This window comes from Methylobacterium ajmalii, assembly GCF_036448855.1.
GTDB classification, from domain to species: domain Bacteria; phylum Pseudomonadota; class Alphaproteobacteria; order Rhizobiales; family Beijerinckiaceae; genus Methylobacterium; species Methylobacterium ajmalii.
In genome coordinates, this window is sequence record NZ_JAZFXT010000046.1 from 54,653 (window position 1) to 79,493 (window position 24,841).

The window sequence follows — 24,841 nt, forward strand, 5'->3', positions numbered from 1 at the left end:
CCACTCCCTCGGATCACCCGCTCGCCGTAGCGGGACCGAGCCGGAAACGACAGGATGGCGTGATCGGAGAGCGCGAAGCGGATGCACATCATCGATCGACGCCTCAATCCCGGCGGCAAGAGCCTGGCGAACCGGCAGCGTTTCCTGCGCCGGGTCCGCGACGTGGCCCAGCGCGCCGTGCGCGAGGCGGCCCGGGAGAAGGACATCAAGGATCTCGGCAAGGACGGTCACGTCACCGTTCCGGTGGACGGCGTGCGGGAGCCGAAATTCACCCGCAACCCCTCGACCGGGGTTCAGGACCACATCCTTCCTGGCAACAAGACCTACATCGAGGGCGACCTGATCGAGCGCCCGCCGGGGGGCGGCGGGGGAGGGGGAGGCAGTGGCGAGGCCGGCGACGGCGGGGCGGACGGCGAGGATTCGTTCCGCTTCGTGCTGACCCGCGAGGAGTTCCTGGAGCTCTTCCTCGAGGACCTCGAACTGCCCGACCTCGCCAAGCGCCGCCTCGCGGTGGTCGAGACCGCGACCCTGCGGCGGGCCGGCTACACCGTGTCCGGCTCGCCCGCCAACCTCTCGATCGGGCGGACCCTGCGCAACTCGCTGTCGCGGCGCATCGCCCTCAAGCGGCCGAAGGCGGCCGAGACGGCGACCTTGGAGGAGGAGATCCGGGCGCTCGAGGAGAGCGAGCCCGACGCCGCGATCCTCGACGAGCTGCGGGCGGAGCTGGAGCGCCTGCGCACCCGCTCGCAGCGCATCCCCTACGTCGACCCGATCGACCTGCGCTACCGGCGCTTCGAGCCGTATCCGCGGCCCGTCGCCCAGGCGGTGATGTTCTGCCTGATGGACGTCTCGGGCTCGATGACCGAGCACATGAAGGACCTCGCCAAAAGGTTCTACATCCTGCTGCACATCTTCCTGACCCGGCGCTACAAGCACGTCGAGATCGTCTTCATCCGCCACACCGACCACGCCAAGGAGGTCGACGAGGAGACGTTCTTCGGCTCGCGCGAGACCGGCGGCACGCTGGTCTCCTCGGCGCTGGTCGAGATGAAGCGGATCATCGCCGAGCGCTACAGCCCGGACGACTGGAACATCTACGCCGCCCAGGCGTCGGACGGAGACAACGTGTCGAGCGACGGCGCGACCTCGCAGGACCTGCTGCGCTCGGCGATCCTGCCGGCCTGCCAGTACTTCGCCTACCTGGAGGTCGGCGACGAGGGCGGGCCGCGGGCGGGCTTCGTCGAGCACCGCACCACGCTGTGGCGCACCTACGAGCCGGTGGCGAAGACCAACTCGGTGCTGGCCATGCGCAAGGTCAACCACCGCCGCGACATCTATCCGGTCTTCCGCGAGCTCTTTTCGCGCAACAAGGCCGGCCAGGAGACGGCGACGCCCTGACGGCCGTGACGACGGCGCGGCCCAGCCCCGGGCCGCGCCCGCTTGAACGACGATCCGCATCCCGCCGCGGGATGGTTTCAGGTACCGGGAGGTTCGACGCCCGATGAGTTCCGCCACCTTCGGCACGCGGCCCGCGAGCCCGGCCGTCATCGCCAGGACCGCCCCGCTCTTCACCGGCAACGACTGGGACTTCGACACCATCCGGCGCATCCACGACGCCTGCGAGGCGATCGCCGGGCCGGAACTGGGCCTGAGCTGGTATCCCAACCAGATCGAGATCATCACCGCGGAGCAGATGCTCGACGCCTATGCGTCGATCGGCATGCCGTTGTTCTACAAGCACTGGTCGTTCGGCAAGCACTTCGCCCAGCACGAGGCCGGCTACCGCCGCGGCCTGATGGGGCTGGCCTACGAGATCGTCATCAACTCCGATCCGTGCATCTCCTACATCATGGAGGAGAACACGGCGACGATGCAGACGCTGGTCATCGCCCACGCCGCCTTCGGCCACAATCACTTCTTCAAGAACAACTACCTCTTCCGGCAGTGGACCGACGCCGAGGGCATCCTCGACTACCTGGACTTCGCCAAGACCTTCATCACCCGGTGCGAGGAGCGCTACGGCCACGCCGCCGTCGAATCGGTGCTGGACGCCGCCCACGCCCTGATGAACCAGGGCGTCCACCGCTACCCGCGCAAGAAGCGCCCCGACCTCTCCTCCGAGCAGCGCCGCGAGCGCGAGCGGCAGGAGCACCAGGAGCGGATGTACAACGACCTCTGGCGCACCCTGCCGGCCAAGAGCCCGACCGGCAAGCCGGACCCGAACGCCGAGCGGCGCCGGGCGCTCCTGGAATTGCCGCAGGAGAACATCCTGTACTTCCTGGAGAAGGCGGCGCCGCGGCTCCAGCCCTGGCAGCGCGAGATCCTGCGCATCGTCCGCCACGTGGCGCAGTATTTCTATCCCCAGCGCCAGACCAAGGTGATGAACGAGGGCTGCGCCACCTACAACCACTACCGGATCATGACCCGGCTGTCCGAGACCGGGCAGATCGACGAGGCGGCCTACCTCGAGTTCCTGCAGTCGCACACCAACGTCATCCGCCAGCCGAACTACGACGACCGGAGCTACGGCGGCCACAACCCCTACGCCATCGGCTTTGCCATGATGACGGACATCGCCCGCATCTGCACCGAGCCGACCGAGGAGGACCGGGCCTGGTTCCCCGACATCGCCGGCAGCGGCGATGCGATGGGGGTCCTGCGCGACGTCTGGGCGAACTACCGCGACGAGAGCTTCATCGCGCAGTTCCTCAGCCCGCGGCTGATGCGCCAGCTGCGGCTGTTCCACGTCACCGACGATCCCGACAAGCCGGAACTCCGCGTCGAGGCGATCCACGACGAACGCGGCTACCGCAAGCTGCGGCGGGCCTTCGCGCGGCAATACGACGTCGCCTGGCTCGATCCCGACATCGAGGTGGTCGACGTCGACCTGGAGGGCGACCGCAAGCTGATCCTGCACCACAAGGTGCTCAACCGCGTGCTGCTCAACAAGGACGACGCGAACCGGGTGCTGCAGCACCTCGCCGACCTCTGGGGCTACGACGTGCTGATGAAGGAGGTCGACACCACGACCGGCGCGGTGCTGAAGGAGCATACCGCGAGCGCGCGCCCGACCTTCTTCTGATCGCAGCCGGAGGCCGGCCGGGCCATCCCCTTCAGCCGCCCGGCCGGCCGCCCTCGATCAGGTCGCGCTGCCGGGTGAGGGCGTCGCCGACGAAGTCCAGGAAGGCGCGCACCCGCGCGGCGCGGCGCAGGTCCGGATGGGTGAGGAGCCACAGGCCGGCCGCCAGCTCGGGCTCGGGTTCGGAGAGCCGCACGAGGCCGGGCCGGGGATCGCCGATGACGCAGGGCAGGGGGCCGATCCCGATGCCGGATTCGACCGCGTCGGCCAGCCCCTGCACGGTGTCGAGGCGCAGGATCACCCGCTCGGGCGCCGTGCGCTCCTGGACGTAGCGGGCGGCCGCCGCGGCGCCGAGGCGGGGCGCGGGCGAGACCCAGCGCTGGGCGTCGAGCGGCACACTCCTGTCGAGGTCGGCCCGGCCGTAGAGCGCCCAGGCGATGGTGGCGAGGCGCCGGCCGACCAGGGTGTCGGGAGGGTCGTTGGTGGCGCGCAACGCCACGTCGGCGTCGCGCTTGGCGAGGTTGAGCGCCTGCTCGGACACCACCACGTCGAGGCGCACCTCCGGGCAGCGGGCGCAGAACTCCGCGAGGATCGGCGTCAGGAGCCCGGTCAGCAGCGAAGCCGCGGTGGTGACCCGCAGCTCGCCGGCCGGCGTGAGGCCGCAGCTCTCGATCCGCCGGGTGAAGGCGAGCACATCCTCCTCCATCCGGGCGGCGATCCGCACCATCTCCTCGGCCGCCGGCGTCGGCACGTACCCGGTGCGGTGGCGCTCGAACAGCGGCGTGCGCAGCGATGCCTCGATCTGGCCGAGCCGCCGGAAGGCGGTGGAATGGTTGATGCCGAGCCGCTCGGCGGCCTGGGTCAGGCCGCGCTGATCGGAGATGGCCTTCACCAGCCGAAAGTCGTCCCAGGCGAGGGGAGCGGTCACGGGAATCTCCCGACCTTGCGCGCCTGCAAGCGCGGGCTTGCAGCATAGGGCATTTCGTTCGCGCCCACGATCCGCGATGGTCCGCCGACGTTCAAGGCGACCTTGGGAGATCACGCGATGGCGAAGGTTCTGGTCCTCTACTATTCGACCTACGGCCATATCGAGCAGATGGCGCAGGCGGTGGCCGAGGGCGCCCGGGAGGCGGGCGCCGAGGTGGCGGTCAAGCGGGTGCCCGAGCTGGTGCCGGAAGAGGTCGCCCGCAACGCGCATTTCAAGCTCGACCAGGCGGCGCCGATCGCCACCGTGGACGAGCTGCCGGGCTACGACGCGATCGTCATCGGCACGCCGACCCGCTTCGGCAACATGGCCTCGCAGATGAAGAACTTCATCGATCAGACCGGCGGCCTGTGGGCCAAGGGCGCGCTGATCGGCAAGGTCGGGTCGGTCTTCACCTCGACGGCCTCCCAGCATGGCGGCCAGGAATCGACGATCCTCAGCGTCCACACCGTCCTGCTGCATCAGGGCATGGTGGTGGTCGGCCTGCCCTACAGCTTCCAGGGCCAGCTCGGCACCGACGAGGTGATGGGCAACTCGCCCTACGGCGCCTCCACCATCGCGGGCGGCGATGGCAGTCGCCAGCCGAGCGCGGTCGAGCTGCAGGGCGCCCGCTTCCAGGGCCGCCACGTCGCCGGCATCGCCGCGAAGCTGGCCGGCTGAGCACCGACCCGGCCAAAGAAAAAGCCCGGACGGGTCCGGGCTTCGAGGCGGAAGGTCGATGGGGGCTTGAGTGACCTTCTAGACCCCTTCAACGCGTCGGCCGGGGGATCGGTTCCGCGGCCGATGCGAATTTTTTAGGGCGCCGTCAGCGCGGCGCCGCGGCGCGGCCGAGGCGGTCGCGGATCGCCTCACCGAGGCCGTCCGCGGGGATCGGCGCCACCGCGATCACCGCGGGACCGGCGGCGTCGAGCCGGCGCAGGTAGCCGAAGAGGTGGGAGGCCGCCTCCGCGAGGTCGCCGGCCGGGCTGAGGTTGAGCGACAGGAGCGCCCGGTCGAGCCCGTCCGGGGCTGCCGGCCCGAACAGCAGCGCGGCCTCGCCGGACAGGATCTCCGTCGCGTCGAGGCGCATCGCCGCCCGCGGCGCGTAGTGCGAGGCGAGGAGCCCGGGCGAGACCGGCGCCGAGCCGGCCGGCGCCGACGGCAGGGCGAGGGGCCGGCCGAGCACGGCTTCGATGCTCGCGCGCGGCACGCCGCCCGGGCGCAGCAGCACGGGCGGGCCGTCGAGGCAGGCGACGATGGTCGATTCGACCCCGACCGGGCAGGCGCCGCCGTCGAGGATCGCGGCGATCCGGCCGTCGAGGTCGCCGAGCACGTGGGCGGCCTCGGTCGGGCTCACCCGTCCCGAGCGGTTGGCCGAGGGTGCCGCCACCGGGCAGCCCGCCGCCGCCAGCACGGCGCGAGCGAGCGCGCTTCCCGGCACCCGCAACGCCACGCTGGGCAGCCCCGCCCGGGCGAGGTCGCAGACGCGCCCACCCGCGGCCGCCGGGACCACCAGGGTCAGCGGCCCGGGCCAGAACGCCTGCGCGAGGGCCAGGGCGTCGGGGCCGAACGCGCCTTCGCGCCGCGCCGCCGCGAGGTCGGGCAGGTGGGCGATCAGCGGGTTGAACCGCGGCCGCTCCTTGGCGGCGTAGATCGCCGCCACCGCCTTGGGGTCGCCGGCATCGGCGCCCAGCCCGTAGACGGTCTCGGTCGGGATCGCGACGAGCCCGCCCGCCCGCAGCAGGGCGCCGGCCTCGGCGATGCCCGCGGCATCGGCGGCCAGGCGGCGGGTCGCCATTGACCCGCGATCATCGTTCACGTCTAAACTGTCTGTCACCATGCCTCCGGCCGTAGCGTCGGCGGCGGCCGCACGTCAAATCCAAAGGGCGGCACCCGGGGGTCCCGTGCGGCGGGCATTCCCGAGGCCGACCGCCCGATCCGCTCCCCGGGGAGGAGCCCTCGATGACCTATCGCGCGCCCGTGGCCGAGATGGCCTTCACTCTCCGGCACGTCGCCGGGCTCGACCGCGCCATCGCGGAGGGCCTGCACGGCGACCTCTCCGACGACCTCGTCGACACCATTCTGGACGAGGCCGGCCGCTTCGCCAACGACGTGGTGGCACCCCTCAACAAGGTCGGCGACCGCCACGGCACCCCGCTCAAGGACGGCGTCGTCACCATGCCGCCGGGCTACCGCGAGGCCTACCGGGCCTGGACCGAGGGCGGCTGGAACGCGCTCCCGGGCCCGGTCGAGTATGGCGGCCAAGGGCTGCCGATCCTGCTCAACGCCGCCTGCATCGAGATGTGGAACTCCGCCGCGATGGCCTTCGGCCTCGGGCCGCTGCTCACCGCCGGCGGCGTCGAGGCGCTGAGCCGCCACGGCAGCGAGGAATTGCGCGCCCGCTACCTCGAGAAGCTGGTCTCGGGCGAGTGGACCGCCACCATGAACCTGACCGAGCCGCAGGCCGGCTCGGACCTCTCGGTGATGCGCACGCGGGCCGAGCCGGTCGGCGACGGCAGCTTCCGGATCTCGGGCGAGAAGATCTACATCACCTGGGGCGAGCACGACCTCACCGACAACATCGTGCATCTGGTGCTGGCGCGCCTGCCCGACGCGCCTCCCGGCACCCGCGGCATCTCGCTGTTCCTGGTGCCGAAGGTGCTGCCGGACGGGTCGCGCAACGCGCTCAAATGCGCGGGCATCGAGCACAAGCTCGGCATCCACGGCTCGCCGACCTGCACCATGGTGTATGACGGCGCCACCGGCTGGCTCGTCGGCGAGGCCAACCGCGGGCTCGCCTGCATGTTCACGATGATGAACAACGCCCGCCTCGGCGTCGGCCTGCAGGGCGTGGCCATCGCCGAGCGTGCCTACCAGCAGGCCCTGTCCTACGCCCGCGATCGCCGCCAGGGCCGCGCGGCCGCCGCCACCGAGGGCGCGAGCGCGATCATCGAGCATCCCGACGTGCAGCGGATGCTGCTCACCATGAAGGCGCTGACCGGCGCCTCCCGCGGGATCTGCTACCTGACGGCGGAAGCCCTCGACCGCGCCCACCGGGCCCCGGACGAGGCGGCGCGCAGGGCGGCGCAGGCCCGGGCCTCGCTGCTGACCCCCGTCGCCAAGGCCTTCTCGACCGATATCGGCATTGAGGTCGCCTCGCTCGGCATCCAGGTCCACGGCGGCATGGGCTTCGTCGAGGAGACCGGAGCCGCCCAGCACCTGCGCGACGCCCGCATCGCGGCGATCTACGAGGGCACCAACGGCATCCAGGCGATCGACCTCGTCACCCGCAAGCTGCCGCTGGAGAACGGCGCGGTGGTGCGCGGCCAGATCGCCGCGATGCGCCTCGTCGCCGAGCGGGTGCTCAAGGAGGGCGGTCCCGGCTTCGGCCACACCGCCCCGCGCCTGCGCGAGACGATCGAGGCGCTCGACCGGGCGACGGGCTACCTCCTGAAGGCGCTGGGCTCCAACCGGCCCGACGAGGCCCTGGCCGGCGCCACACCCTACCTGCGCCTGTTCGGCCTGGCGCAGGGCGGCACCTGCCTGGCACAGGCCGCGCTCGCGGCGAACGCCGCGGTCAAGGACGGCGCGACCGATCCCGCCCACCCGGCCCGCATCGCGCTCGCCCGGTTCTTCGCCGAGAACCTCGCCACCGCCTCGCGCGGCCTGGAGGAGACGGTGACGGGCGGCGGCGGCTTCCTGCAGGACGGGGTGCTGGCCTTGGCGGGGTGAGGGAGCCGGGTCGAACACGCCCGGACTCATCCCCTCCGTGTCGTCCCGGGGTCGCGCAGCGGAACCCGGGATCCATAGCCGCTGACGATGCAGGATGAAGCGGAAGGCCGGCCGCCTCGTTCGGTCCCGTCGGCGGTCATGGATCCCGTGTTCCCGGCTTCGCCGAGCCCCGGGATGACACGGAGGACTTCAGCGAGGCCGGTTCGCCACGAAAGATCCTGCGTCCAGGCCGCAATTCCGAGGGTTCCATGACCGACCACGTCCGCATCACCGACGAACCCGGCGGCGTCCGCCTCGTCCAGCTCGTCCGGCCCGAGAAGAAGAACGCGCTCACGGGCGCGATGTACGACGCCATGCGGGAGGCGCTGGAGGGCGCCGACCGCGAGGGGTCGGGTGTCGGCGCGGTGGTGTTCGCCGGGTCGGAGGGCGTGTTCACCGCCGGCAACGACATCGTCGACTTCGTCGCCCGGGCGGAAGCCTCCTTCGGCGAGGCGCCGTCGCTACGCTTCATCCGCCAGCTCGCCGTGACCCGCACCCCGATGGTGGCGGCGGTGGACGGGCTCGCGGTCGGGGTCGGCACCACGCTGACCTATCACTGCGACCTCGTCTACGTCGCCCCCGCCGCGACCTTCCGCATGCCCTTCGTCGATCTCGGCCTGGTGCCGGAGGCGGCCTCCAGCTACCTGTTGCCGCGCCGGGTCGGCCTGGCGAAGGCCACCGAACTGCTGCTCCTCGGCGAGGCCTACGGGGCCGACGAGGCGGTGCGGCTCGGTCTCGCCAACGCGGTCGTGCCGGCGGACGGCCTGCTGGAGCACGCGCTGGCGCAGGGCGCCAAGCTCGCGGCCAAGCCCCGCCAGGCGCTCGCCGCCGCCCGTCGGCTGATCCGCGGCGACCATGCGGCGGTGCAATCCGCCATGGCGGCGGAAGCCGAGGCCTTCGACGCGGCGCTCCGCTCGCCCGAGGCGCAAGCCGCGTTCCAGCGCTTCCTGTCCCGTGCGCCCCGGTGAGGCCCGCGGGGGTCCCGGACCTGTCCGGAAAGGTGTGCCTCGTCGCCGGCGCCTCGCGCGGGGTCGGCCGGGGCATCGCCCGGGCGCTCGGCGAGGCCGGCGCCACGGTGGTCGTCACCGCCCGCTCCAGCGAGACGGGTGCCCGCACCGACCAGCGCTCGGAAGCCCTGGAGGACACCGCCCGGGAGGTCGACCTCGCGGGCGGGCGCGGCCACCACTACCTGTGCGACCACACCCGCGAGGGCGAGGTCGACGCGATGGTGCGCTGGGTGCTGCGCCGCTTCGGCCGCATCGACGTCGCGGTGTCGAGCGTCTGGGGCGGCAACGAGGGCTATGACGGCGTGCGCTACCCCGACGGCGCCGCCTGGGGCACCGCCTTCTGGCGCCGCGGCCTCGCGCCCCTGCGCCACGGCATGGAGACCGGGCCGCTCGCCGGCCTGCTGCTGGCTCGCGCCGTCGCGCCCGCCATGGTCTCGGCCAGGGGCGGGCTGCTGGCGCTGGTCTCGTTCGGCACCGAGGCCTATCTAGGCGACCTGTTCTACGACCTCGCGAAATCCGCCACCAACCGCCTCGCCCTGGCGATGGCGGAAGAGCTCAAGCCCCACGGCGTCACCGCGCTCGCCCTGGCGCCGGGCCTGGTGCGGACCGAGCGGGTGGTGGAAGCCGGCATGGGCGGCGAGGCCGGCGAGAGCCCGCTCTATGCCGGGCGGGCGCTGGCGGCGCTCGCCGGCGATCCGGCTGTCGCCGAGCGGGCCGGACAGGTCGTGCACGTCGCCGATCTCGCGGCCGCCTACGGCTTCACCGACGAGGACGGCAGCCGGCCGGAGCGCTACCGGCCGGACGGCGCCCCGCCTCAGTAGCCGTCGCCGGCCGCGCCGGCGGTCACCAGGGCCACGCCCGAACTCGTGCCCAGCCGCGTCGCCCCGGCGGCGACCATGGCGCGGGCGGCCTCCAGGCTGCGCACGCCGCCGGACGCCTTGACGCCGATGCCGTCGCCGACGGTCGCCCGCATCAGGGCGACGTCCGCCGCGGTGGCGCCGCCGGTCGAGAAGCCGGTCGAGGTCTTGACGAAATCCGCCCCGGCCTCGACCGCCAGCGTGCAGGCGAGCCGCTTCTGTGCGTCGTCGAGGAGGCAGGTCTCGATGATCACCTTCAGCACCCGGTCCCGGCAGGCGGCCCGGACCGCCGCGATGTCGGCCCGGACCGCGGCGTGATCCCCGGCCTTCAGGGCGCCGAGCGCGATCACCATGTCGATCTCACCCGCGCCGCGGGCGACGGCGCCCGCGGCCTCCGCCGCCTTGTCCTGCGGCATCACGGCGCCGAGGGGAAAGCCGACGACCGAGCAGGGCGCGACGCCGCTGCCGGACAGGATCTCGGCCACCAGCCGGACATGGACCGGGTTGACGCAGACGGCCCTGAAGCGGTGCGCCAGCGCCTCGTCGCAGAGGCGCCGCACCTCGGCGGCGGTCGCGTCGGCGCGCAGGAGCGTGTGATCGATCAGGCCGGCCAGTGCAAACGCGTCCACGAAAAAATCCCCCCGGTGGCGACCGGATCCGCCCGCTCGCCTCCGAAGGGATTCCCATCGCCGCGCGCGGGCCGTCAAGCGGTGCGTCAGTGCGCCGAGGCCCCGCGGATCGCCGCCACCACCTTCTCGACGAAGGCGACGCCCGGCTCGGTGAAGGTGATCTCGTCCTCGCTCAGGGTCGCGAGGCCGCGCGTCTCCACCTCGGCGGCACCCTCCGGGTCGGCCTGGTGCCCGCTGCCGTCCCGGCGCACCACCGAGCTGATCGGCTGGCCGCTGATCAGGTGGTGGTAGGCCGCGAAGGTGAAGATCGACAGGGCGCGGTCGGACAGGTCGGTGGTCTCGGCAGCCATCGGGGCGGGTCTCTCGCAAGAAGGGGGGACCCTGCGCGAGGCGGGGTCGTGTCGGCCCACAACGTCCGGTGGTTGCGAAAGTCCCATGGGCCCTGCGGTGCACGGTGCCGCAGCACCGGGGGAGACCGAACTCGTGCGAGAGCATTCTCCGACGCAGTGGATACCGGTTCGTCGAAGACAATGCGGCAGGATCAAAAACCTAGAGCGCTTCGCGATTGCGACTCGATCGCGAAGCGCTCTAGGCATTGGTGCAGCCACCGCCGTTCCGGAGTGTCGATGATCCGTCTCGAAGGCGCCCGCCCGCGGGGCACCGCCGCCGCCGTCGGCCGCTCGCTGCGCCTCTATCGCGGCGCGGGCGCGCCCCGCGCGGCGATGGACACGCTCTACGGCCGCTTCGTGCGGCCCGGCGACCTCGTTTTCGATGTCGGAGCCCATGTCGGCGACCGCGTGGCGGCGTTCCGGCGCCTCGGCGCCCGGGTCGTCGCCCTGGAGCCGCAGCCGGGGCCGATGCGGGCCCTGCGCCTGCTCCACGGCCGCGATCCCGGCGTGGTGCTGGTCGCAGCGGCGGCAGGCGACGCGCCGGGCGAGATCGCGCTGCACCTCAACCGCGCCAACCCGACCGTGTCGACGGCCTCGCCGGGCTTCATCGCCGAGGCCGCGGGCGCGCCCGGCTGGGAGGGACAGGTCTGGGACGACCGGATCACGGTGCCGGCCACCACCCTCGACCGGCTGGTGATGGAGCACGGGCGTCCGGCCTTCGCGAAGATCGATGTCGAGGGGTTCGAGGACCGGGTGCTCGCCGGGCTCTCGCAGCCTCTGCCGGCTTTGTCGTTCGAGTTCACCACCATCGCCCGGGCGGTAGCCCTGCGTTGCCTCGACCGGTTGGCGGCGCTCGGGCCGTACGGCTTCGACGTCGCGGTCGGCGAGAGCCAATCCCTGCAGTTCGGCCATCCGGTCGGGCGCGACACGATGGCGGATTATCTCGTCAGCCTTCCGGCGGAGGCGAATTCCGGGGACGTCTACGCGGTGACGGCGGCCTGAGGCGGCATCCGATGGGGAAGCCTTCACCTCTCAGGGCGAGGGTCCGACGGCATCGGGAGAGCGTGCGACATGGTGGAGCGAATCGGGGCGGCCGTGGTGATCGCGGTCGGGTTTCTGGGCACCGAGGCGCGAGCCGTCACGCTGGCGGCCGAGGCGCGGATCCAGCGCCAGCTCGACGCGATGACCCGTCACGACCTCTGCGCGCGGGACGACGCGGCGCTGAAGCGGCTGCGGCACCGCCTGTCGCACGGCCTCGCCGGGCCGCGACGCTGACGACAAGCCGGCAGCGGAAGGGCTGCCGGCGCCGATCTCGGGCTCAGCCGTCCGAGCGCAGGATCTTGGTGATGGCGAGCGGCGGGCGGCCGGACTTCTCGGCGATGTCGCGGTCCTGCTCCTCGATCACCTGACGGATGGCGGCATCGGCGTCCATCTCGAGGGTGGCGGTCCGGGGCACCCGGCGGTTGGAGCGGCGCGATCCGTCATCGTAGTAGACGTCGAACAGGACGTAGCCGGTGTCCTGCAACTTCGGCTTCTGCTTCGAACGCAGCATGGTGGTGGTCTCTTCTTGGCGGCGGGGCGCACGGCGAAAGGCGCGGCTGGCTGCCGCGCCGTACCGGGCCCGCATCGCGGGGGGAGGATCGATCGGACGATGGGGGTCCTACGCGCCCGATCGGAATGGCCCGCCGGCAAGACCGGCCGGCGCGGGGCGCCGGTCACGATATGGGCCCGAACGCCGAAAAGCGCCAGCGCGAAGCGCATGGCGCCGATGCCGCAGAGCGAAAAGACCGGCGGCGACCGCTCCCTCGCGCGGGTCAGCCGATATGCATCACCGCGGCCACCGGGGCGGCGGTGGTCCGCGCCGTATGGGTCATCGCCCAGATCGACCAGGCGGCGAGCGCCGAGCAGGAGAGAAGCACCAGGCCGCGGACGTAGCGGCCGCGATGGATGTCGCGCACCGCGTAGACCGGCATCAAGGCCGCCTTGGCGAGGTTGCGCAGGGCGAGAACCATCAGGATCGCCAGGAAGGCCGTCATAGTCCCGAACATGCCCATCCCCCTTAACGGCCTATGCACCGTGGCGGAGGTTATCCCCGCAACACGACGAAACGAAGCCACGCCGTCGAGAAATCGAACCGGTGCGTCTTGCCGACCACAGCAACCTTGCGCGCGGAATGGTTAACGGGCGGTAATCGCCCCGTCGCCGCCTCACCGGATCCGCGCGAAGCCCGGCCCCGCATAGGCGCGCACCGCGCTCCTGCCGCGGTCGGCCACCGCGACGGTCAGGGCCCAGCGCTCCCGCATCCCGGCCCGAACCCCATCCTCCGCCCGGGCGCGCAGCGCGAGCCCGAGCCGGGCGAGCGCCAGGGCCCGGTTGCGGTGCTGGCTGCGCTCGGTGTCGCAGGTGACGGTCAGCCCGCTCGGCCGGTGGCGCAGGCGCACGGCGCTGTCCGTGGTGTTGACGTGCTGGCCGCCGGCCCCGGAGGCTCGAAACGTCTCCCAGTGCAGGTCTGCCTCCCGGATGCCGAGATCCTCGATCCGCGGCGGCGTGACCCGGGCGACCGAGACGAACCAGTTCTTGCGCCCGTGACCCGGCCGGAGGGGGCTCGGGCAGGTCCACTGCACCGTGCCTTCCCAGGACCGGGCCCACAGATCGATCTCGCCGGCATCGACCTCCTGGCCGTCGAGGCGGAGGAGGGCGGAGAGCAGGCCGGGTTTCCCCGGCACCGTCTCCAGGACCGTGGCGACGAGGCCGGCTTCCCCCGCCTCACGGACCAGCGCGTCGCACAGGCCCGCGACCGCGAGCCGGCATTCGCCGGGCCCGCGTCCGGCGCTGAGTTGCAGCAGCAGCGTCATCTCAGCGCTCCCCATGCTTGGCGGCGCGGGCGCTGCGGCGCTCGCGCAGGCGGACCCGCTTGTCGGCCCGGGCCGGACCGTCCGGATCGAGCGAGCACTTGAAGGTGACGAGCGGGTGCAGCACCGCGACGATCCGCACCAGCCCGGCCGCCTCGAGGTCGCCGACGACGGAGGCGGCCGGCTTGTAGGCCGGTGCCGCTTCCTCCCAGAGCAGGCGCTCGTCGCCGCAGACCACCACGCCGCCATAGGGGTTGCGGGCGAGGTCCTCGCGGCGCAGGCGGCCCTTCAGCTTGGCCTTCGCCTCGTGCCGCCCGAGCTTGCGCCCGGCGCCGTGGGCGAGCGACCACAGGGCGTCGGCCCGGTCCGGAACCGGCTCGACCAGGAGGCTGACGTCGCCGCGCGAACCGGGCACCACCACCGGTCCGCGATCGGCCGGCGCGGCGCCCTTGCGGTGGAGGTGGCAGCGGCAGCCGCCGACCTCCACCGGCGAGACGCCGTTGTGGCAGAGGTCGAGGAGGCAGCGCCCCTCGGCCCCCAGCCCCGTCAGCGCCCGGTGGGCGACGAGGTCGCGGTTGGCCCGGGCCCAGCCCACGGCCGTGTCGTGCGCCGCCAGGTAGGTCTCCGCCTCCGGCGTATCGGCCTGCAGCGGCGAGGCCCCGTGCCGCTCGGTATGGGCCCGCAGGATCGATTCGCCGAAGCCCCGGCTGCCGGTATGGACCAGCAGGGCCAGGCGGGCCGGGTCGAGCCCGATCCGCGCCGCCGCGGCGGGATCGCGGATCTCCGCGACCGTCTGCACTTCCAGGAAGTGGTTGCCGTGCCCGACCGTGCCGAGGGAGGCGTCATAGGCCGTGGGCGAGACGCCGCGCCCGGCGAGCCAGCCGGCGACGTCGCCGTCCCAGGGAGCGTCGAGGCCGTCGAGCCGGGCGGCGATCCGGCGCGGATCGGCCCGGCGCGCGGCGAGGTCGGTCTGCCACAGGGCCATGCCGCAGCCGATGTCGGAGCCGACCAGGACCGGCCGGATCAGCCCCTCCGACAGGAAGGCCGCTCCGACCGGGCCGTTCTTGCCGGGGTGCAGGTCCGGCATGCCGACGGTCTCGCGCATGCCGGGAAGGGCGCCGGTCTCGTCGAGCTGGCGCAGGGCCTCGCCCTCGATCCAGGTCGAGGCGGAGGCGACCACGCGAACGCCGGGGGCGCGCGTGGCGATGATGGAATTGCCCATGAGGGATGTGGATTCCGGGGCTGCGCAAGGCAGCCGAAGACGAGCTTCAGCGAGCGGACAAACCGCCTCGCTGCGTCAGAACGCCGGTCCGCCGCCCATGCGGGGATCCTCGCGTCGTTGCCCCGTCAGAGGACGGGGCGGGCATGGATGGATTCCATGGCTCGCCCTCCGGCCGGGTCCAATCCCGGTCCACGGCACACTGATACCGTAACGGAAACGGGGTCGCAATCCGCGAGGCGGAAAGCCGTCAGTAGCCCCGCACCGCATCGACCGCATCCGGCGGTACCCGTCCCGCCCGCACGGCTTCGGCCGCGGCGAGCAGGGTACGGGCGACGGCCCGGGGGCTCGCCTCGCAGGCCTCGTGCGGGGTGATGCGGATCGCCGGGTGATCCCAGAACGGATGGGCGGTGGGCAGCGGCTCGGTGGCGAACACGTCGAGGGCCGCCCCCGCGAGGTGACCGGAGTCGAGGGCCGCCAGGAGATCGGCCTCGACCAGGTGCTCGCCGCGGCCGACCTGGATCAGGAGGCCGCCCGGGCGCAGGCGGGAGAACAGGCGCGCATCGAGAATGCCGCGCGTCTCCGGCGTCAACGGCAGCAGGTTCACCAGGATTTCCGTCTCACCGAGCATCGCCGCGAGCCCGTCGGGCCCGTGGTGGTGGACGACGCCGGAATCGGTGTCTTGCGGGCTGCGGCTCCAGGCCCGGACCGGGAAGCCGAGGGCGGCGAGATCGGCGGCGACCCGCCGGCCGATCCTGCCGTAGCCGAGGATCCCGACCGGCACCGCGCTCGCGTCGCGCGGGTAGAGCCGGCGCCAGAGCTGGTCGCGCTGGTTCCCGGCATACGCCTGGAAGCGCCGCTGGTGGCCGATGGCGTGCCAGAGCACGAAGCCCGACATCGCCCGCGCCTGGTCGGGATCGACCACCCGCACCACCGGCAGGTCCGGCGGCCGCCCGGGACAGGCGAGCAGGTTGTCGACCCCGGCCGCGATCGAGCAGAGGGCCGCGAGGTTGGGGTAACGGGGCAACGCGTCGGCCGGCGGGCGCCAGGCCAGGGCCAGGCGCACCCGCTCGGGGTTCTCTGCCGGATGATCCAGGATCTCGACCTGGTCGGCAATTTCGGCGAGTGCCGGGCCGAACAGTCCGCGCAGATCGGTGGTCGCGCTCAAGAGCACGCAGGGAAGGCGGTCCATCGTCGGATCTATTCGGGCAGAGGTGTGATTGAATTCGGGGAGCGATACCAACGGTCGTTGAAAGCAATCTTTGTTTCCGTTCTCGAATTTTTGCCAAGCCTCTGGTTTGGTATCGAAAATTCGAGATGGTTCAACGGTCCGATGCATCAGCATCTTGGGCCGTTGGTATGAGTGGAATGTCCCATCCACGACCTCATCCTGAGGTGCGACCGTGAGGGAGCCTCGAAGGAGGGCTCTAGCTCGCTCGGAGGGTTCTGGAGCCCTCCTTCGAGGTCAGTCGATCTTTGATCGACCAACACCTCAGGATGAGGTCGATGATTGGAAAAGCGGGATCACGGGACCCTCACGCCGCCTGGCGCACCCGACCCGGCACGGCGTCGAGGAGCGCGCGGGTATAGGGATGCTCGGGGTTGGAAAAGAGCGCGCTCGCGGTCTTCAGCTCGACGATCTCGCCCTGGCGCATCACCGCGATCCGGTCGCAGATCTGGGCTGCCACCCGCAGGTCGTGGGTGATGAACAGCATCGACAGGCCGAGCCGCGTCTTCAGGTCCTCGAGCAGCGCCAGCACCTGGGCCTGGACCGAGACGTCGAGGGCCGAGACCGCCTCGTCGGCGACCAGCACCTCGGGTTCGAGAGCCAGCGCCCGGGCGATGCCGATGCGCTGGCGCTGGCCGCCGGAGAATTCGTGGGGAAAGCGATCGAGCGCCCTCTCGTCGAGGCCGACGAGGGAGAGGAGGCGGCGCGCCCGCTCCATCGCCTCGGTCAGCGGCACGCCGTGCGCCACCGGCCCGTCGGCGATGATCCTGCCCACGCTGCGGCGCGGGTTGAGCGAGGCGAAGGGGTCCTGAAACACCATCTGGATGCGGCTGCGGGCCTGGCGCAGGGCCTCGCCCTTCAAGCCGGTCAGGTCGGTGTCGCCGAGCCGCACCCGGCCGGAATCGGGCTCGATCAGGCGCATCACCAGGCGGGCGACCGAGGATTTTCCCGAGCCGGATTCGCCGACGAGGCCGAGCGTCTCGCCGCGATGGAGCGCGAAGGCGACGTCCCGGGCCGCGGCCGTGCGGCGCTTGGCGCGAAACAGGCCGCCGCCGGTGACGTAGGTCTTCTGCAGTCCCGTGACCTCGACCGCCTTCGGGCCCGAGAGGGGAGGCCGGCTCGGCGGATCCATGGTCGGCACGGCGGCGAGCAGGGTCTTCGTGTAGGCGGCTTGCGGCCGGCCGAGCACGGCGCTCGCCGGTCCCTCCTCCACCACCCGGCCGTGGCGCAGCACCAGCACCCGGTCGGCGATCTCGGCGACGACGCCGAAATCGTGGGTGATGAACAACACCGCCATGTTGCGACGGGTCTGGAGGTCGCGGATCAGCTTGAGGATCTGGGCTTGCGTGGTCACGTCCAGCGCCGTCGTCGGCTCGTCGGCCACCAGCACGGCGGGTTCGAGCGCCAGCGCCATCGCGATCATCGCCCGCTGGCGCTGCCCGCCCGAGAGCTGGTGGGGATAGGAGCGGACGATCTGCCCGGGGTTGGGCAGCCCGACCTCGCCGGCCAGCGCCACCGCACGGGCGCGGCGCTCCTTCGGCGTCAGCTGACCGTGAGCCTCGAACATCTCGGCCATCTGGTCGCCGATCCGCATCAGCGGGTTCAACGCCGTCATCGGCTCCTGGAAGATCATCGCGATCCGCCGGCCGCGGGTATCCCGCCAGCCGGCTTCGTCCTGGGCAAGCAGGTCGGTCTCGCCGAAGCGGATCGCTCCGGAGACCGGCCGCACCGCCTTCGGCAGCAGGCCCATCAGGGCGTGGGCGCACATCGACTTGCCCGAGCCCGATTCGCCGACGAGGCACAGGATCTCGCCGGCCACGAGGTCGAACGACACGCCGTCGACGGCGTTCGGCCGGTCGCCGCCCTCGGGGAGGGCGAGGCTCAGGTTACGCACCGAGACGGCGGCGCGGGTCACGTCGGCATCCATCTCAGCGCTCCCGGGACATGCGCGGGTTGAGGGCGTCGTTCAGCCCCTCGCCGATCAGGTTGAGGGCGAGCACGGTGAGCAGGATCAGCACGCCCGGGAAGGCGGTGATCCACCAGGCCTGCCGGATCACCGTGCGGCCGGCCCCGACCATGAAGCCCCAGGACATCCGGTTCGGGTCGCCGAGCCCGAGGAACGAGAGCGAGGATTCGAGCAGGATCGCGGTCGCGACCATCAGGGACGCCAGCACCACGATCGGCGACAGGGTGTTGGGCAAGACCTCCCGGCGCAGGATGGTGAAGGTGGTCTGTCCCGTCACGATCGCCGCCTGGACGTATTCGCGCGAGCGCAAGGACAGCACCTCGCCGCGCACCAGCCGGGTCACCGGCGGCCAGCTGACGAGCGCGATGGCGAGGATCATCGAGGACAGCGAGGGCTGCAGGATCGCCACCAGCACGATGGCGAGCGCGAAGCTCGGCACGGTCTGGAACAGCTCGGTGAAGCGCATCAGGGCATCGTCGACCCGGCCGCCGAGATAGCCGGCGAGCGCGCCGAGCGGCACGCCGATGAGGAGGGCGGCGAGCGTCGAGACGAGGCCGACGATCAGCGAGACCCCGGCCCCGTGCATCAGCCCGGCGGCGATGTCGCGCCCGAGCGCGTCGGTGCCGAGCGGCACCCGCTCCAGGGTGAAGGGCGGCACGAAGGGGCGCTGCACCATGCGCCAGGGCGAGGTCGGGTAGAGCACCGGCGCCAGCAGGGCCGCGGCGACGACGACGGCGAGGATCACCAGCCCGAACACCGCGCCCGGATGGCGCAGGAAGGCGGCGAGGGGCCCGCGGCGGCGGCGGGCCGGCGCCGAAGCGCTCAACGGGAGGGCGCTGCTCATCAGGCCACCTCGATGCGGGGATCGACCGCGCGGTAGACCACGTCGGTGACGAGGTTGAAGACCAGCACCATCGCGGAGGAGACCACGAAGACGCCCAGCAGCAGGTTGTAGTCGCGCTGGAGCAGCGCCTCGTACATCAGCCGTCCGATCCCCGGCCAGGCGAAGACCGTCTCGGTGAGCACCGCGCCGCCGACCAGCGTCCCGGCCTGGAGGCCGGCGAGCGTCACCACCGGCAGGAGCGCGTTGCGCAGGATGTGGCGGCGCTGGATCACCCCCTCGGTCAGGCCCTTGGCCCGCGCCGTCTTCACGAAATCGAGGCGCGAGACCTCCAGCATCGAGGAGCGGGTCATCCGCACGTAGACCGCCATGAAGAACAGCCCCAGAGTCATGGCCGGCAGCACCAGGTGGTGGGCGATGTCGAGGGCGCGAGCGAGCCCGGTATAGCCGGCTCCCACGGTCTCGAAGCCGAAGCTCGGCAGCCAGTCGAGCCGGACCGAGAACAGCAGGATCGCCATCAGCGACACCCAGAACAGCGGCGTGGCGTAGAACAGGAGCGCGAGCCCGGTGATCGCGGTGTCGGCCAGGGTGCCCGCCCGCCGCGCGGCGAGCGCGCCGAGCAGCACCCCGAGCGAGAGCGAGACCGCGAAGGCGCTGCCGGTCAGCAGCAGGGTCGCCGGCAGCCGTTCGCCGATCAGCGTCGCCACCGGCAACTGCTGGCGCACCGAATAGCCGAGATCGAGCTTGGCCATGCTGCCGAGGTAGGCGCCAAGCTGGCTCGGCAGCGGCTGGTCGAGGGCGAACTTTTCCCGAAGCTGGGCGATGAAGGCCTCGTCGCCCGCCCCCGCCTCGCCCGCCATCACCAGGGCCGGGTCGCCCGGCGCGAGGCGGATCAGGAAGAAGTTCAGGACCACGATGGCGAGGAGCACCACGACTCCCTTCGCGATCCGCTGCGCGACGAAACCCAGCATGCCGTCAGTCCTCAGCGCTCGATCCAAGAAGCTTCATCGCTCGATCCATGCGTCCCGGAAGCCGTCGTTGACCCCGATCCCGGTGGTGACGAGGTCGTGGACCTTGCAGCGGGTGATGGTGGGGAATTGCAGTTCCAGGAGCCAGGCCACCGGCGCGTCCTCGACCAGCGTCTTCTGCACCGCCTCGTAGATCGGCCGGCGCTTGTCGTCGCCGACCGCCGAGGCGCCCTCGGCGAAGGCGGTATCGACGCTCGGGTTGGAATAGCCCTCGACGTTGTTGAACGGCGAGCCCTTGGCGATCTGCGACGTGACGTAGTTGCGGCCGACGCCCAAGGCGGGGTCACCATATTGATAGAGGTAGGTGAAGGCGATGTCGTAGTCCCAGTCGGACGTCTTCTGGTTCCAGCCGGCGACGTCGGTGGCGACGAGCTCGACCTTGATGCCGGCATCCTCCAGGTTCTGCTTCACGGCCTCGGCCCAGCGCTGCCAGGTCTCGCCGTAGGGCAGCGGCAGCAGGCGGACAGGCTCGCCCTTGTAGCCCGCCTCCTTCAGGAGCGCCTTGGCCTTGGCGGGATCGTAGGAATACTTCGCGGCCTTCGGGTCGTGGTAGCGGACGGTGGAGGAGAACGGGCCGGTCGCCGGCTTGCCGAGCCCGTTCCACACCACGTCGCGGGCGAAGTCGCGGTCGAGCGCGTAGGACACCGCCTGGCGGAAGGCCTTGTTGGCGGTCGGGCCCTTGCGGTTGTTGAGCCACAGCCAGGAATGCGGGCTGAAGAACTCCCAGCCCTTGGTGGTCGAGCAGGCGCCCTTGAGCGAGGACAGGCGCTGCACGTCGAAGTTCTCGACCGAGCCGCCGGGCAGGATGTCGACCTTGCCGGTCTCGAACGCCACGGCGCGAGCGGCGGCGTCGGGGATCACGTGCCAGTAGATCTCGTCGAGATAGGGCTTGCCGGCGACATGGTAGTTCGGGTTCTTGACCAGCCGGATGTAGGAGCCCTTCTTCCACTCCTTGAACATGTAGGGGCCGGTGCCGATCGGCGTGTTGTTGGCCGGGTTGGTCTTGTAGTCGGTCCCGGCATAGATGTGCTTGGGCACCATCGGCAGCGAGCCGACCTCGAAGATGCCGAGGAACGGGCCGAACGGCTCGGAGAGGGTGAACACCACCGTGTACGGGTCGGGCGCCGTCACGCTGGCGACGCGCGCGAGGTTGCCGCGGGCGCGGGCATGGGTCTGGCGCAGCAGCTCGACCGAGAACACCACGTCGTCGGCGGTGAACGGCTTGCCGTCGTGCCAGGTGGCGTTCTTGACCAGCTTGAAGGTGTAGGTCTTGCCGTCCTCGGACGCGCTCCAGCTCTCGGCGAGGCCGGGCAGGGGCTTGAGGGCGGAATCGTAGCGCAGCAGGCCCTCGTAGATGTTGCCGGCCACCATCTGGGTCGGACCGTTCTGCACCATCGCCAGCATCAGGCCGGGCGGCTCGGGCTGGATCACCGCGTTGGCGGTGCCGCCGGGCTTCGGTGTTTGCGCGAAGGCCGTGCCGGCGAGCGCCAGGGAGAGCACGGTGCCGGCCAGAATCGTCTTGAGCATCGGTTGTCCCTCTTGGTCCCTGTCGCGGCGTGGGAGCGCATGCACCACGAATGGCGCGCATTCTCCTCTCCCCGCCGGGCGGGGAGAGGGCTCCGGCGACCTTGTCGTCGACGGAGCGAGGCGTCAGCCGACGGTGAGGGGGTGTTTCCGGAGGAGCCTCATCCGTCGAGACCCCCTCACCCTCGCCCTTCGGGCTCGCTGCCGACCCGGCGAGGGGTCGGCAGCCCTCTCCCCGCCCGCGGGGAGAGGAGGAACCCGCGCTCTATGCGGCAGCGGGCGGTTTGCTCGGCTCTACTCTTTGTAATCCGGGTCGCTGCGCTCCAGCATGCGCTTGAACGCGTCCCATTCGGTGTCGGGCAGCTGGCCCGTCTCCATCTTGTCGTAGAACGAGGCGTACTGGCCGGCGGTCTTCGTCGCGACCGCCGCCGAGGGACGGATCAGCGGAGCGCCGGCGGCTTGCAGCGCCAGTTGCGCCCGGCACGAGCGCTCGACGTTGTGCATCAGCTTGAACGCCTCCGCCACCGAGCGGCCGCAGGTCAGCATGCCGTGGTTGCGCAGCACCATCACGGGCTTGTCGCCGAGATCGGCCACCAGGCGCTGGCGCTCGTCGAGGTCGAGCGCGATGCCCTCGTAGTCGTGGTAGGCCAGCCGCCCGGCGAACTGCATCGACCATTGGTTGAGCGGCAGCAGCCCCTCTTCCTGGCACGACACGGCGACGCCCGCGACCGTGTGGGTGTGGAGCACGCACAGCGCGTCCTCCCGGGCGGCATGGACCGCGCTGTGGATGGTGAAGCCGGCCGGGTTGATGCCCAGCCCGCAGGGATCGTCGACCACCCGACCCTCGAGGTCGACGGTGACGAGGTTGCCGGCGGTCACCTCCTCGAACCGCAACCCGTAGGGATTGATCAGGAAGCGGTGCTCCGGTCCGGGCAGGCGGGCCGAGATGTGGGTGTAGATGCTGTCGTCGAGGCCCAGCCGATGGATCAGCCGGTAGGCCGCCGCGAGGTCGACGCGGATGCGCTGCACCTCGTCGGCATGCGGATGAGCGGATGACGGCATCGGACCTCCTCGCGGAAAGGTTCGTGGCGGCCCTGGGCGCCACGACATCTTCACGTGTACGGACGAAGCGGCGCGAAGACCTCACACCGACGGCCGCATGCAGGGCCGGACGGCTCACGACATCACCCGGCGTGAGCCTAGACTGACCCGGCCTTGCACGACGATCAAGCCAAAAGTGTCGACAATCGACGCCTACGCATTGCACAATCCGGCCGCGGAGGTGCGATGCGTACGATGTCCCGACCCGTCGGATTGCCGGTGCTGGCCGAGAGCGATCTCGTGCGCCAGGTCGCGCGCCGGCTCACCGACGCGATCGTGCAGGGACGGTTGCCGCCCGGCGCGAAGGTGGCGGAGGCGGCGGTGGCCCGCGAGCTCGGCATCAGCCGGGCGCCGGTGCGGGAGGCCGCGCGCCTCCTCGAGAGCCAGGGCCTGCTCGAGGCCTCGCCGCGGCGCGGCTTCTTCGTGCGCGAACTCTCGGCGCGGGACGTCGATGAGCTCTACGCCCTGCGCCTGTGCGTCGAGCGCCATGCGGCGGTCGAGGCGGCACGGCGCCTGACCCCGGAGGCCCGGGACGCCCTGCGCCGCCAGCTCGACCTGATGCGCGATCTGGCCAGGCGCGACGACCCCGCCACCATCGTCGAGGCCGACTACCAGTTCCACCGCCTGATCTGCGAGGCCGCCGGCAACGCCCGGCTGCTGCGCCTGTTCGACGGGCTGGCCTCGGAATTGCGGATCGCCATCGGGCTGATCGGCCATCTCTACGACGATCCCGACGAGATCGCCCGCACCCACGAGCCGGTGCTGGCGGCCATCGAGGCCGGCCACCCGGAGCGGATCGTCGCCCATGTCGACCACCACATCGGCGTCGCCCGCCGGGAGGTGGTCCGGCTGCTCGAGGGCCTCGCCCCCCAGAGCCCCGCATCCCACAGCCAGACACCGGAGTCCCCATGAAGGCCGTCCATTCCGAGGACCACCGCAGCCACGACCCGAAGTTCTTCCTGGTCCGCGGCCAGGTGAAGCCGGCCGCGGACCAGCCCGAGCGGGCCGACCGGCTGCTCGCCGGCCTCGCGGCCGGGAACCACGCGGTGGTGGCGCCGCAAGCCCACGGCATCGGCGCGAGGGCCCGGGTCCACAGCCCCGATTACCTCGCCTTCATGGCCGAGGCCTGGGAAGCCTGGGAGGCGCTGCCGGACCACGGGTCCGAGATGATCGCCAACATCCATCCGGTGCGCGAGGCCGCGACCTACCCGACCCACATCGTCGGCCGGCTCGGCTGGCACACGGTCGACACCGCCTGCCCGATCGGGCCGGGGACCTACGCGGCCGCCGCCGCGGCGACCGACGTCGCGGCGAGCGCGGCGCAGCTCGTGCTGGACGGCGAGGACGCGGCCTATGCGCTCTGCCGCCCGCCCGGCCACCACGCCTATCGCGACCGGGCAGGCGGCCATTGCTACTTCAACAACAGCGCGGTCGCCGCCGCCGCCTTGCGCCAGCGCCACGCCCGGGTCGCGGTGCTCGACGTCGACGTGCACCACGGCAACGGCACGCAAGGGATCTTCTACCGCGACCCCTCGGTGCTCACCGTCTCGCTCCACGCCGACCCGCGCGGCTTCTACCCCTTCGTCTGGGGCTACGCCCACGAGCGCGGCGAGGGGGAGGGGATCGGCGCCAACCTGAACCTGCCGCTGGCGCTCGGCACCGGCGACGACGCCTATCTCGACGTGCTGGAGGGCGTGGCGAGCCGCACCGTGAAGGCCTTCGCCCCCACGGCGCTGGTGGTGGCGCTCGGCCTCGACGCCTCGGAGCACGATCCGCTGGCGGGGCTCGCCATCACCACCGAGGGCTTCTCGCGCATCGGCGCGGTGCTCGGGCGGCTCGGCCTGCCGACCGTGCTGGTGCAGGAGGGCGGCTACCTCTCCGACCTCCTGGCCACGAACCTGACGGCGGTGCTCGCCGGCTTCGAATCCGCCCGATAGGAGACCCCGATGGCCTTCGCCTGCACGATTCCCGCGGTCCCGACCGTCCAGGTCGACGACGAGACCGTCCGCATCACCCGCTGGGATTTCCCACCCGGCGCCGTCACCGGCTGGCACGAGCACGGCTGGCCCTACTTCGTGGTGATGATCACCGAGGGCACCCTGCGGATCCACGACGGCACGGCCGTCACCGAGGTACCGCTCGCCCACGGCCAGTCCTATCGCCGCCCGGCCGGCATCCGCCACGACGTCCAGAACGGCTCCGACCACCCGATCGCCTTCGTGGAGATCGAGGTGAAGCGGCCGGAGGGGCTGGCGCCGGCCGGGTGAAACGGCGTCCCGTCCCTGATGGGTGTCCGTCGGCGGCGGCGGCACCCGACTCGGTGCCGGCAGCTGGAGGACGGGGAGTCCGGCCCAGCTGAAGCAGACGCCTGCCAGAGGGCAGTGAA

25 protein-coding genes are annotated in these 24,841 nt (G+C 71.8%); 11 read left to right on the top strand and 14 right to left on the bottom strand.

Features of this window, described 5'->3' with window-relative positions:
- The first annotated feature begins 81 nt into the window (after positions 1-81).
- Both V3T34_RS19675 and V3T34_RS19680 read left to right on the top strand, forming a co-directional pair.
- Positions 82-1,398: a YeaH/YhbH family protein gene (locus V3T34_RS19675; RefSeq protein ID WP_060846374.1), complete on the top strand. Its 1,317-nt coding sequence runs from the start codon at positions 82-84 to the stop codon at positions 1,396-1,398.
- A 103-nt stretch (positions 1,399-1,501) separates the two neighbouring features.
- Entirely contained in the window at positions 1,502-3,082 is a 1,581-nt protein-coding gene (locus V3T34_RS19680; RefSeq protein WP_305077605.1) for a SpoVR family protein, read from the top strand.
- 31 nt (positions 3,083-3,113) lie between these two features.
- Here V3T34_RS19680 and V3T34_RS19685 read toward each other — a convergent pair whose 3' ends face one another.
- Positions 3,114-4,007, bottom strand: coding sequence for a LysR family transcriptional regulator (locus V3T34_RS19685; RefSeq protein WP_244537577.1), 894 nt, complete (start codon positions 4,005-4,007; stop codon positions 3,114-3,116).
- Positions 4,008-4,124: 117 nt separating this feature from the next.
- Here V3T34_RS19685 and wrbA point away from each other — a divergent pair, with 117 nt between their 5' ends.
- Positions 4,125-4,724, top strand: a complete 600-nt coding sequence (gene wrbA, locus V3T34_RS19690; protein WP_305077604.1) for an NAD(P)H:quinone oxidoreductase — start codon at positions 4,125-4,127, stop codon at positions 4,722-4,724.
- A 145-nt stretch (positions 4,725-4,869) separates the two neighbouring features.
- Here wrbA and V3T34_RS19695 read toward each other — a convergent pair whose 3' ends face one another.
- Positions 4,870-5,841, bottom strand: a complete 972-nt coding sequence (locus V3T34_RS19695; RefSeq protein ID WP_407942735.1) for an L-threonylcarbamoyladenylate synthase — start codon at positions 5,839-5,841, stop codon at positions 4,870-4,872.
- Between the two features lie 164 nt (positions 5,842-6,005).
- On the opposite strand from V3T34_RS19695, the gene V3T34_RS19700 reads away from it, so the two are divergent.
- The 3 genes from V3T34_RS19700 to V3T34_RS19710 all read left to right on the top strand — a co-directional run bounded on the left by V3T34_RS19700 (position 6,006) and on the right by V3T34_RS19710 (position 9,642).
- Complete coding sequence (locus tag V3T34_RS19700) at positions 6,006-7,775, top strand: acyl-CoA dehydrogenase (RefSeq protein WP_305077603.1); 1,770 nt, start codon at positions 6,006-6,008, stop codon at positions 7,773-7,775.
- A gap of 248 nt (positions 7,776-8,023) precedes the next feature.
- Positions 8,024-8,782, top strand: a complete 759-nt coding sequence (locus V3T34_RS19705; protein ID WP_305077602.1) for an enoyl-CoA hydratase-related protein — start codon at positions 8,024-8,026, stop codon at positions 8,780-8,782.
- Positions 8,779-9,642: an SDR family NAD(P)-dependent oxidoreductase gene (locus tag V3T34_RS19710; RefSeq protein WP_060846368.1), complete on the top strand. Its 864-nt coding sequence runs from the start codon at positions 8,779-8,781 to the stop codon at positions 9,640-9,642. Before V3T34_RS19705 ends, V3T34_RS19710 begins: the two co-directional genes overlap by 4 nt.
- On the opposite strand, the gene deoC is transcribed toward V3T34_RS19710, so the two are convergent.
- Positions 9,636-10,307, bottom strand: a complete 672-nt coding sequence (gene deoC / locus V3T34_RS19715) for a deoxyribose-phosphate aldolase (protein WP_305077601.1) — start codon at positions 10,305-10,307, stop codon at positions 9,636-9,638. The genes V3T34_RS19710 and deoC overlap by 7 nt on opposite strands.
- Positions 10,308-10,393: 86 nt before the next feature.
- Positions 10,394-10,657 (bottom strand): hypothetical protein, encoded by a 264-nt coding sequence (locus tag V3T34_RS19720; protein ID WP_060846366.1) that lies wholly within the window; start codon positions 10,655-10,657, stop codon positions 10,394-10,396.
- A 276-nt stretch (positions 10,658-10,933) separates the two neighbouring features.
- On the opposite strand from V3T34_RS19720, the gene V3T34_RS19725 reads away from it, so the two are divergent.
- Positions 10,934-11,698, top strand: coding sequence for an FkbM family methyltransferase (locus tag V3T34_RS19725; RefSeq protein ID WP_305077600.1), 765 nt, complete (start codon positions 10,934-10,936; stop codon positions 11,696-11,698).
- A gap of 69 nt (positions 11,699-11,767) precedes the next feature.
- The gene (locus V3T34_RS19730; RefSeq protein WP_305077599.1) at positions 11,768-11,971 is read left to right on the top strand and encodes a hypothetical protein; all 204 of its coding nucleotides are present in this window, start codon (positions 11,768-11,770) and stop codon (positions 11,969-11,971) included.
- A 43-nt stretch (positions 11,972-12,014) separates the two neighbouring features.
- Here V3T34_RS19730 and V3T34_RS19735 read toward each other — a convergent pair whose 3' ends face one another.
- From V3T34_RS19735 to V3T34_RS19780, 10 genes are all read right to left on the bottom strand, one after another.
- Entirely contained in the window at positions 12,015-12,248 is a 234-nt protein-coding gene (locus V3T34_RS19735) for a hypothetical protein (RefSeq protein WP_305077598.1), read from the bottom strand.
- Between the two features lie 262 nt (positions 12,249-12,510).
- Positions 12,511-12,744, bottom strand: a complete 234-nt coding sequence (locus V3T34_RS19740) for a hypothetical protein (RefSeq protein WP_060849261.1) — start codon at positions 12,742-12,744, stop codon at positions 12,511-12,513.
- A gap of 159 nt (positions 12,745-12,903) precedes the next feature.
- Positions 12,904-13,551, bottom strand: a complete 648-nt coding sequence (gene prfH, locus V3T34_RS19745; protein WP_305077597.1) for a peptide chain release factor H — start codon at positions 13,549-13,551, stop codon at positions 12,904-12,906.
- Position 13,552: 1 nt separating this feature from the next.
- Positions 13,553-14,770: an RNA ligase RtcB family protein gene (locus V3T34_RS19750; protein WP_305077596.1), complete on the bottom strand. Its 1,218-nt coding sequence runs from the start codon at positions 14,768-14,770 to the stop codon at positions 13,553-13,555.
- A 247-nt stretch (positions 14,771-15,017) separates the two neighbouring features.
- A complete protein-coding gene (locus tag V3T34_RS19755; protein ID WP_305077595.1) occupies positions 15,018-15,959 on the bottom strand; it encodes a 2-hydroxyacid dehydrogenase in 942 nt (313 codons plus the stop codon).
- Between the two features lie 343 nt (positions 15,960-16,302).
- Positions 16,303-17,922, bottom strand: coding sequence for an ABC transporter ATP-binding protein (locus tag V3T34_RS19760; protein ID WP_305077594.1), 1,620 nt, complete (start codon positions 17,920-17,922; stop codon positions 16,303-16,305).
- 1 nt (position 17,923) lies between these two features.
- A complete protein-coding gene (locus tag V3T34_RS19765) occupies positions 17,924-18,805 on the bottom strand; it encodes an ABC transporter permease (protein ID WP_305077593.1) in 882 nt (293 codons plus the stop codon).
- The gene (locus tag V3T34_RS19770; RefSeq protein ID WP_305077592.1) at positions 18,805-19,773 is read right to left on the bottom strand and encodes an ABC transporter permease; all 969 of its coding nucleotides are present in this window, start codon (positions 19,771-19,773) and stop codon (positions 18,805-18,807) included. Before V3T34_RS19770 ends, V3T34_RS19765 begins: the two co-directional genes overlap by 1 nt.
- Positions 19,774-19,806: 33 nt before the next feature.
- Positions 19,807-21,357 (bottom strand): ABC transporter substrate-binding protein, encoded by a 1,551-nt coding sequence (locus V3T34_RS19775; RefSeq protein ID WP_305077591.1) that lies wholly within the window; start codon positions 21,355-21,357, stop codon positions 19,807-19,809.
- A gap of 291 nt (positions 21,358-21,648) precedes the next feature.
- Positions 21,649-22,416 carry a class II aldolase/adducin family protein gene (locus tag V3T34_RS19780; RefSeq protein WP_305077590.1) on the bottom strand — a complete coding sequence of 256 codons (768 nt, stop codon included), beginning with the start codon at positions 22,414-22,416 and terminating at the stop codon, positions 21,649-21,651.
- 234 nt (positions 22,417-22,650) lie between these two features.
- Here V3T34_RS19780 and V3T34_RS19785 point away from each other — a divergent pair, with 234 nt between their 5' ends.
- From V3T34_RS19785 to V3T34_RS19795, 3 genes are read left to right on the top strand one after another with little or no spacing between them, the layout of a single operon-like run.
- Positions 22,651-23,367, top strand: coding sequence for a GntR family transcriptional regulator (locus V3T34_RS19785; protein WP_305077589.1), 717 nt, complete (start codon positions 22,651-22,653; stop codon positions 23,365-23,367).
- On the top strand, positions 23,364-24,392 hold the full coding sequence (locus V3T34_RS19790; RefSeq protein WP_305077588.1) for a histone deacetylase family protein: 1,029 nt from the start codon (positions 23,364-23,366) through the stop codon (positions 24,390-24,392). The genes V3T34_RS19785 and V3T34_RS19790 overlap by 4 nt, the downstream gene beginning before the upstream one ends.
- A gap of 9 nt (positions 24,393-24,401) precedes the next feature.
- Positions 24,402-24,722, top strand: coding sequence for a cupin domain-containing protein (locus V3T34_RS19795; protein WP_060846352.1), 321 nt, complete (start codon positions 24,402-24,404; stop codon positions 24,720-24,722).
- The last annotated feature ends 119 nt before the right edge of the window (positions 24,723-24,841 follow it).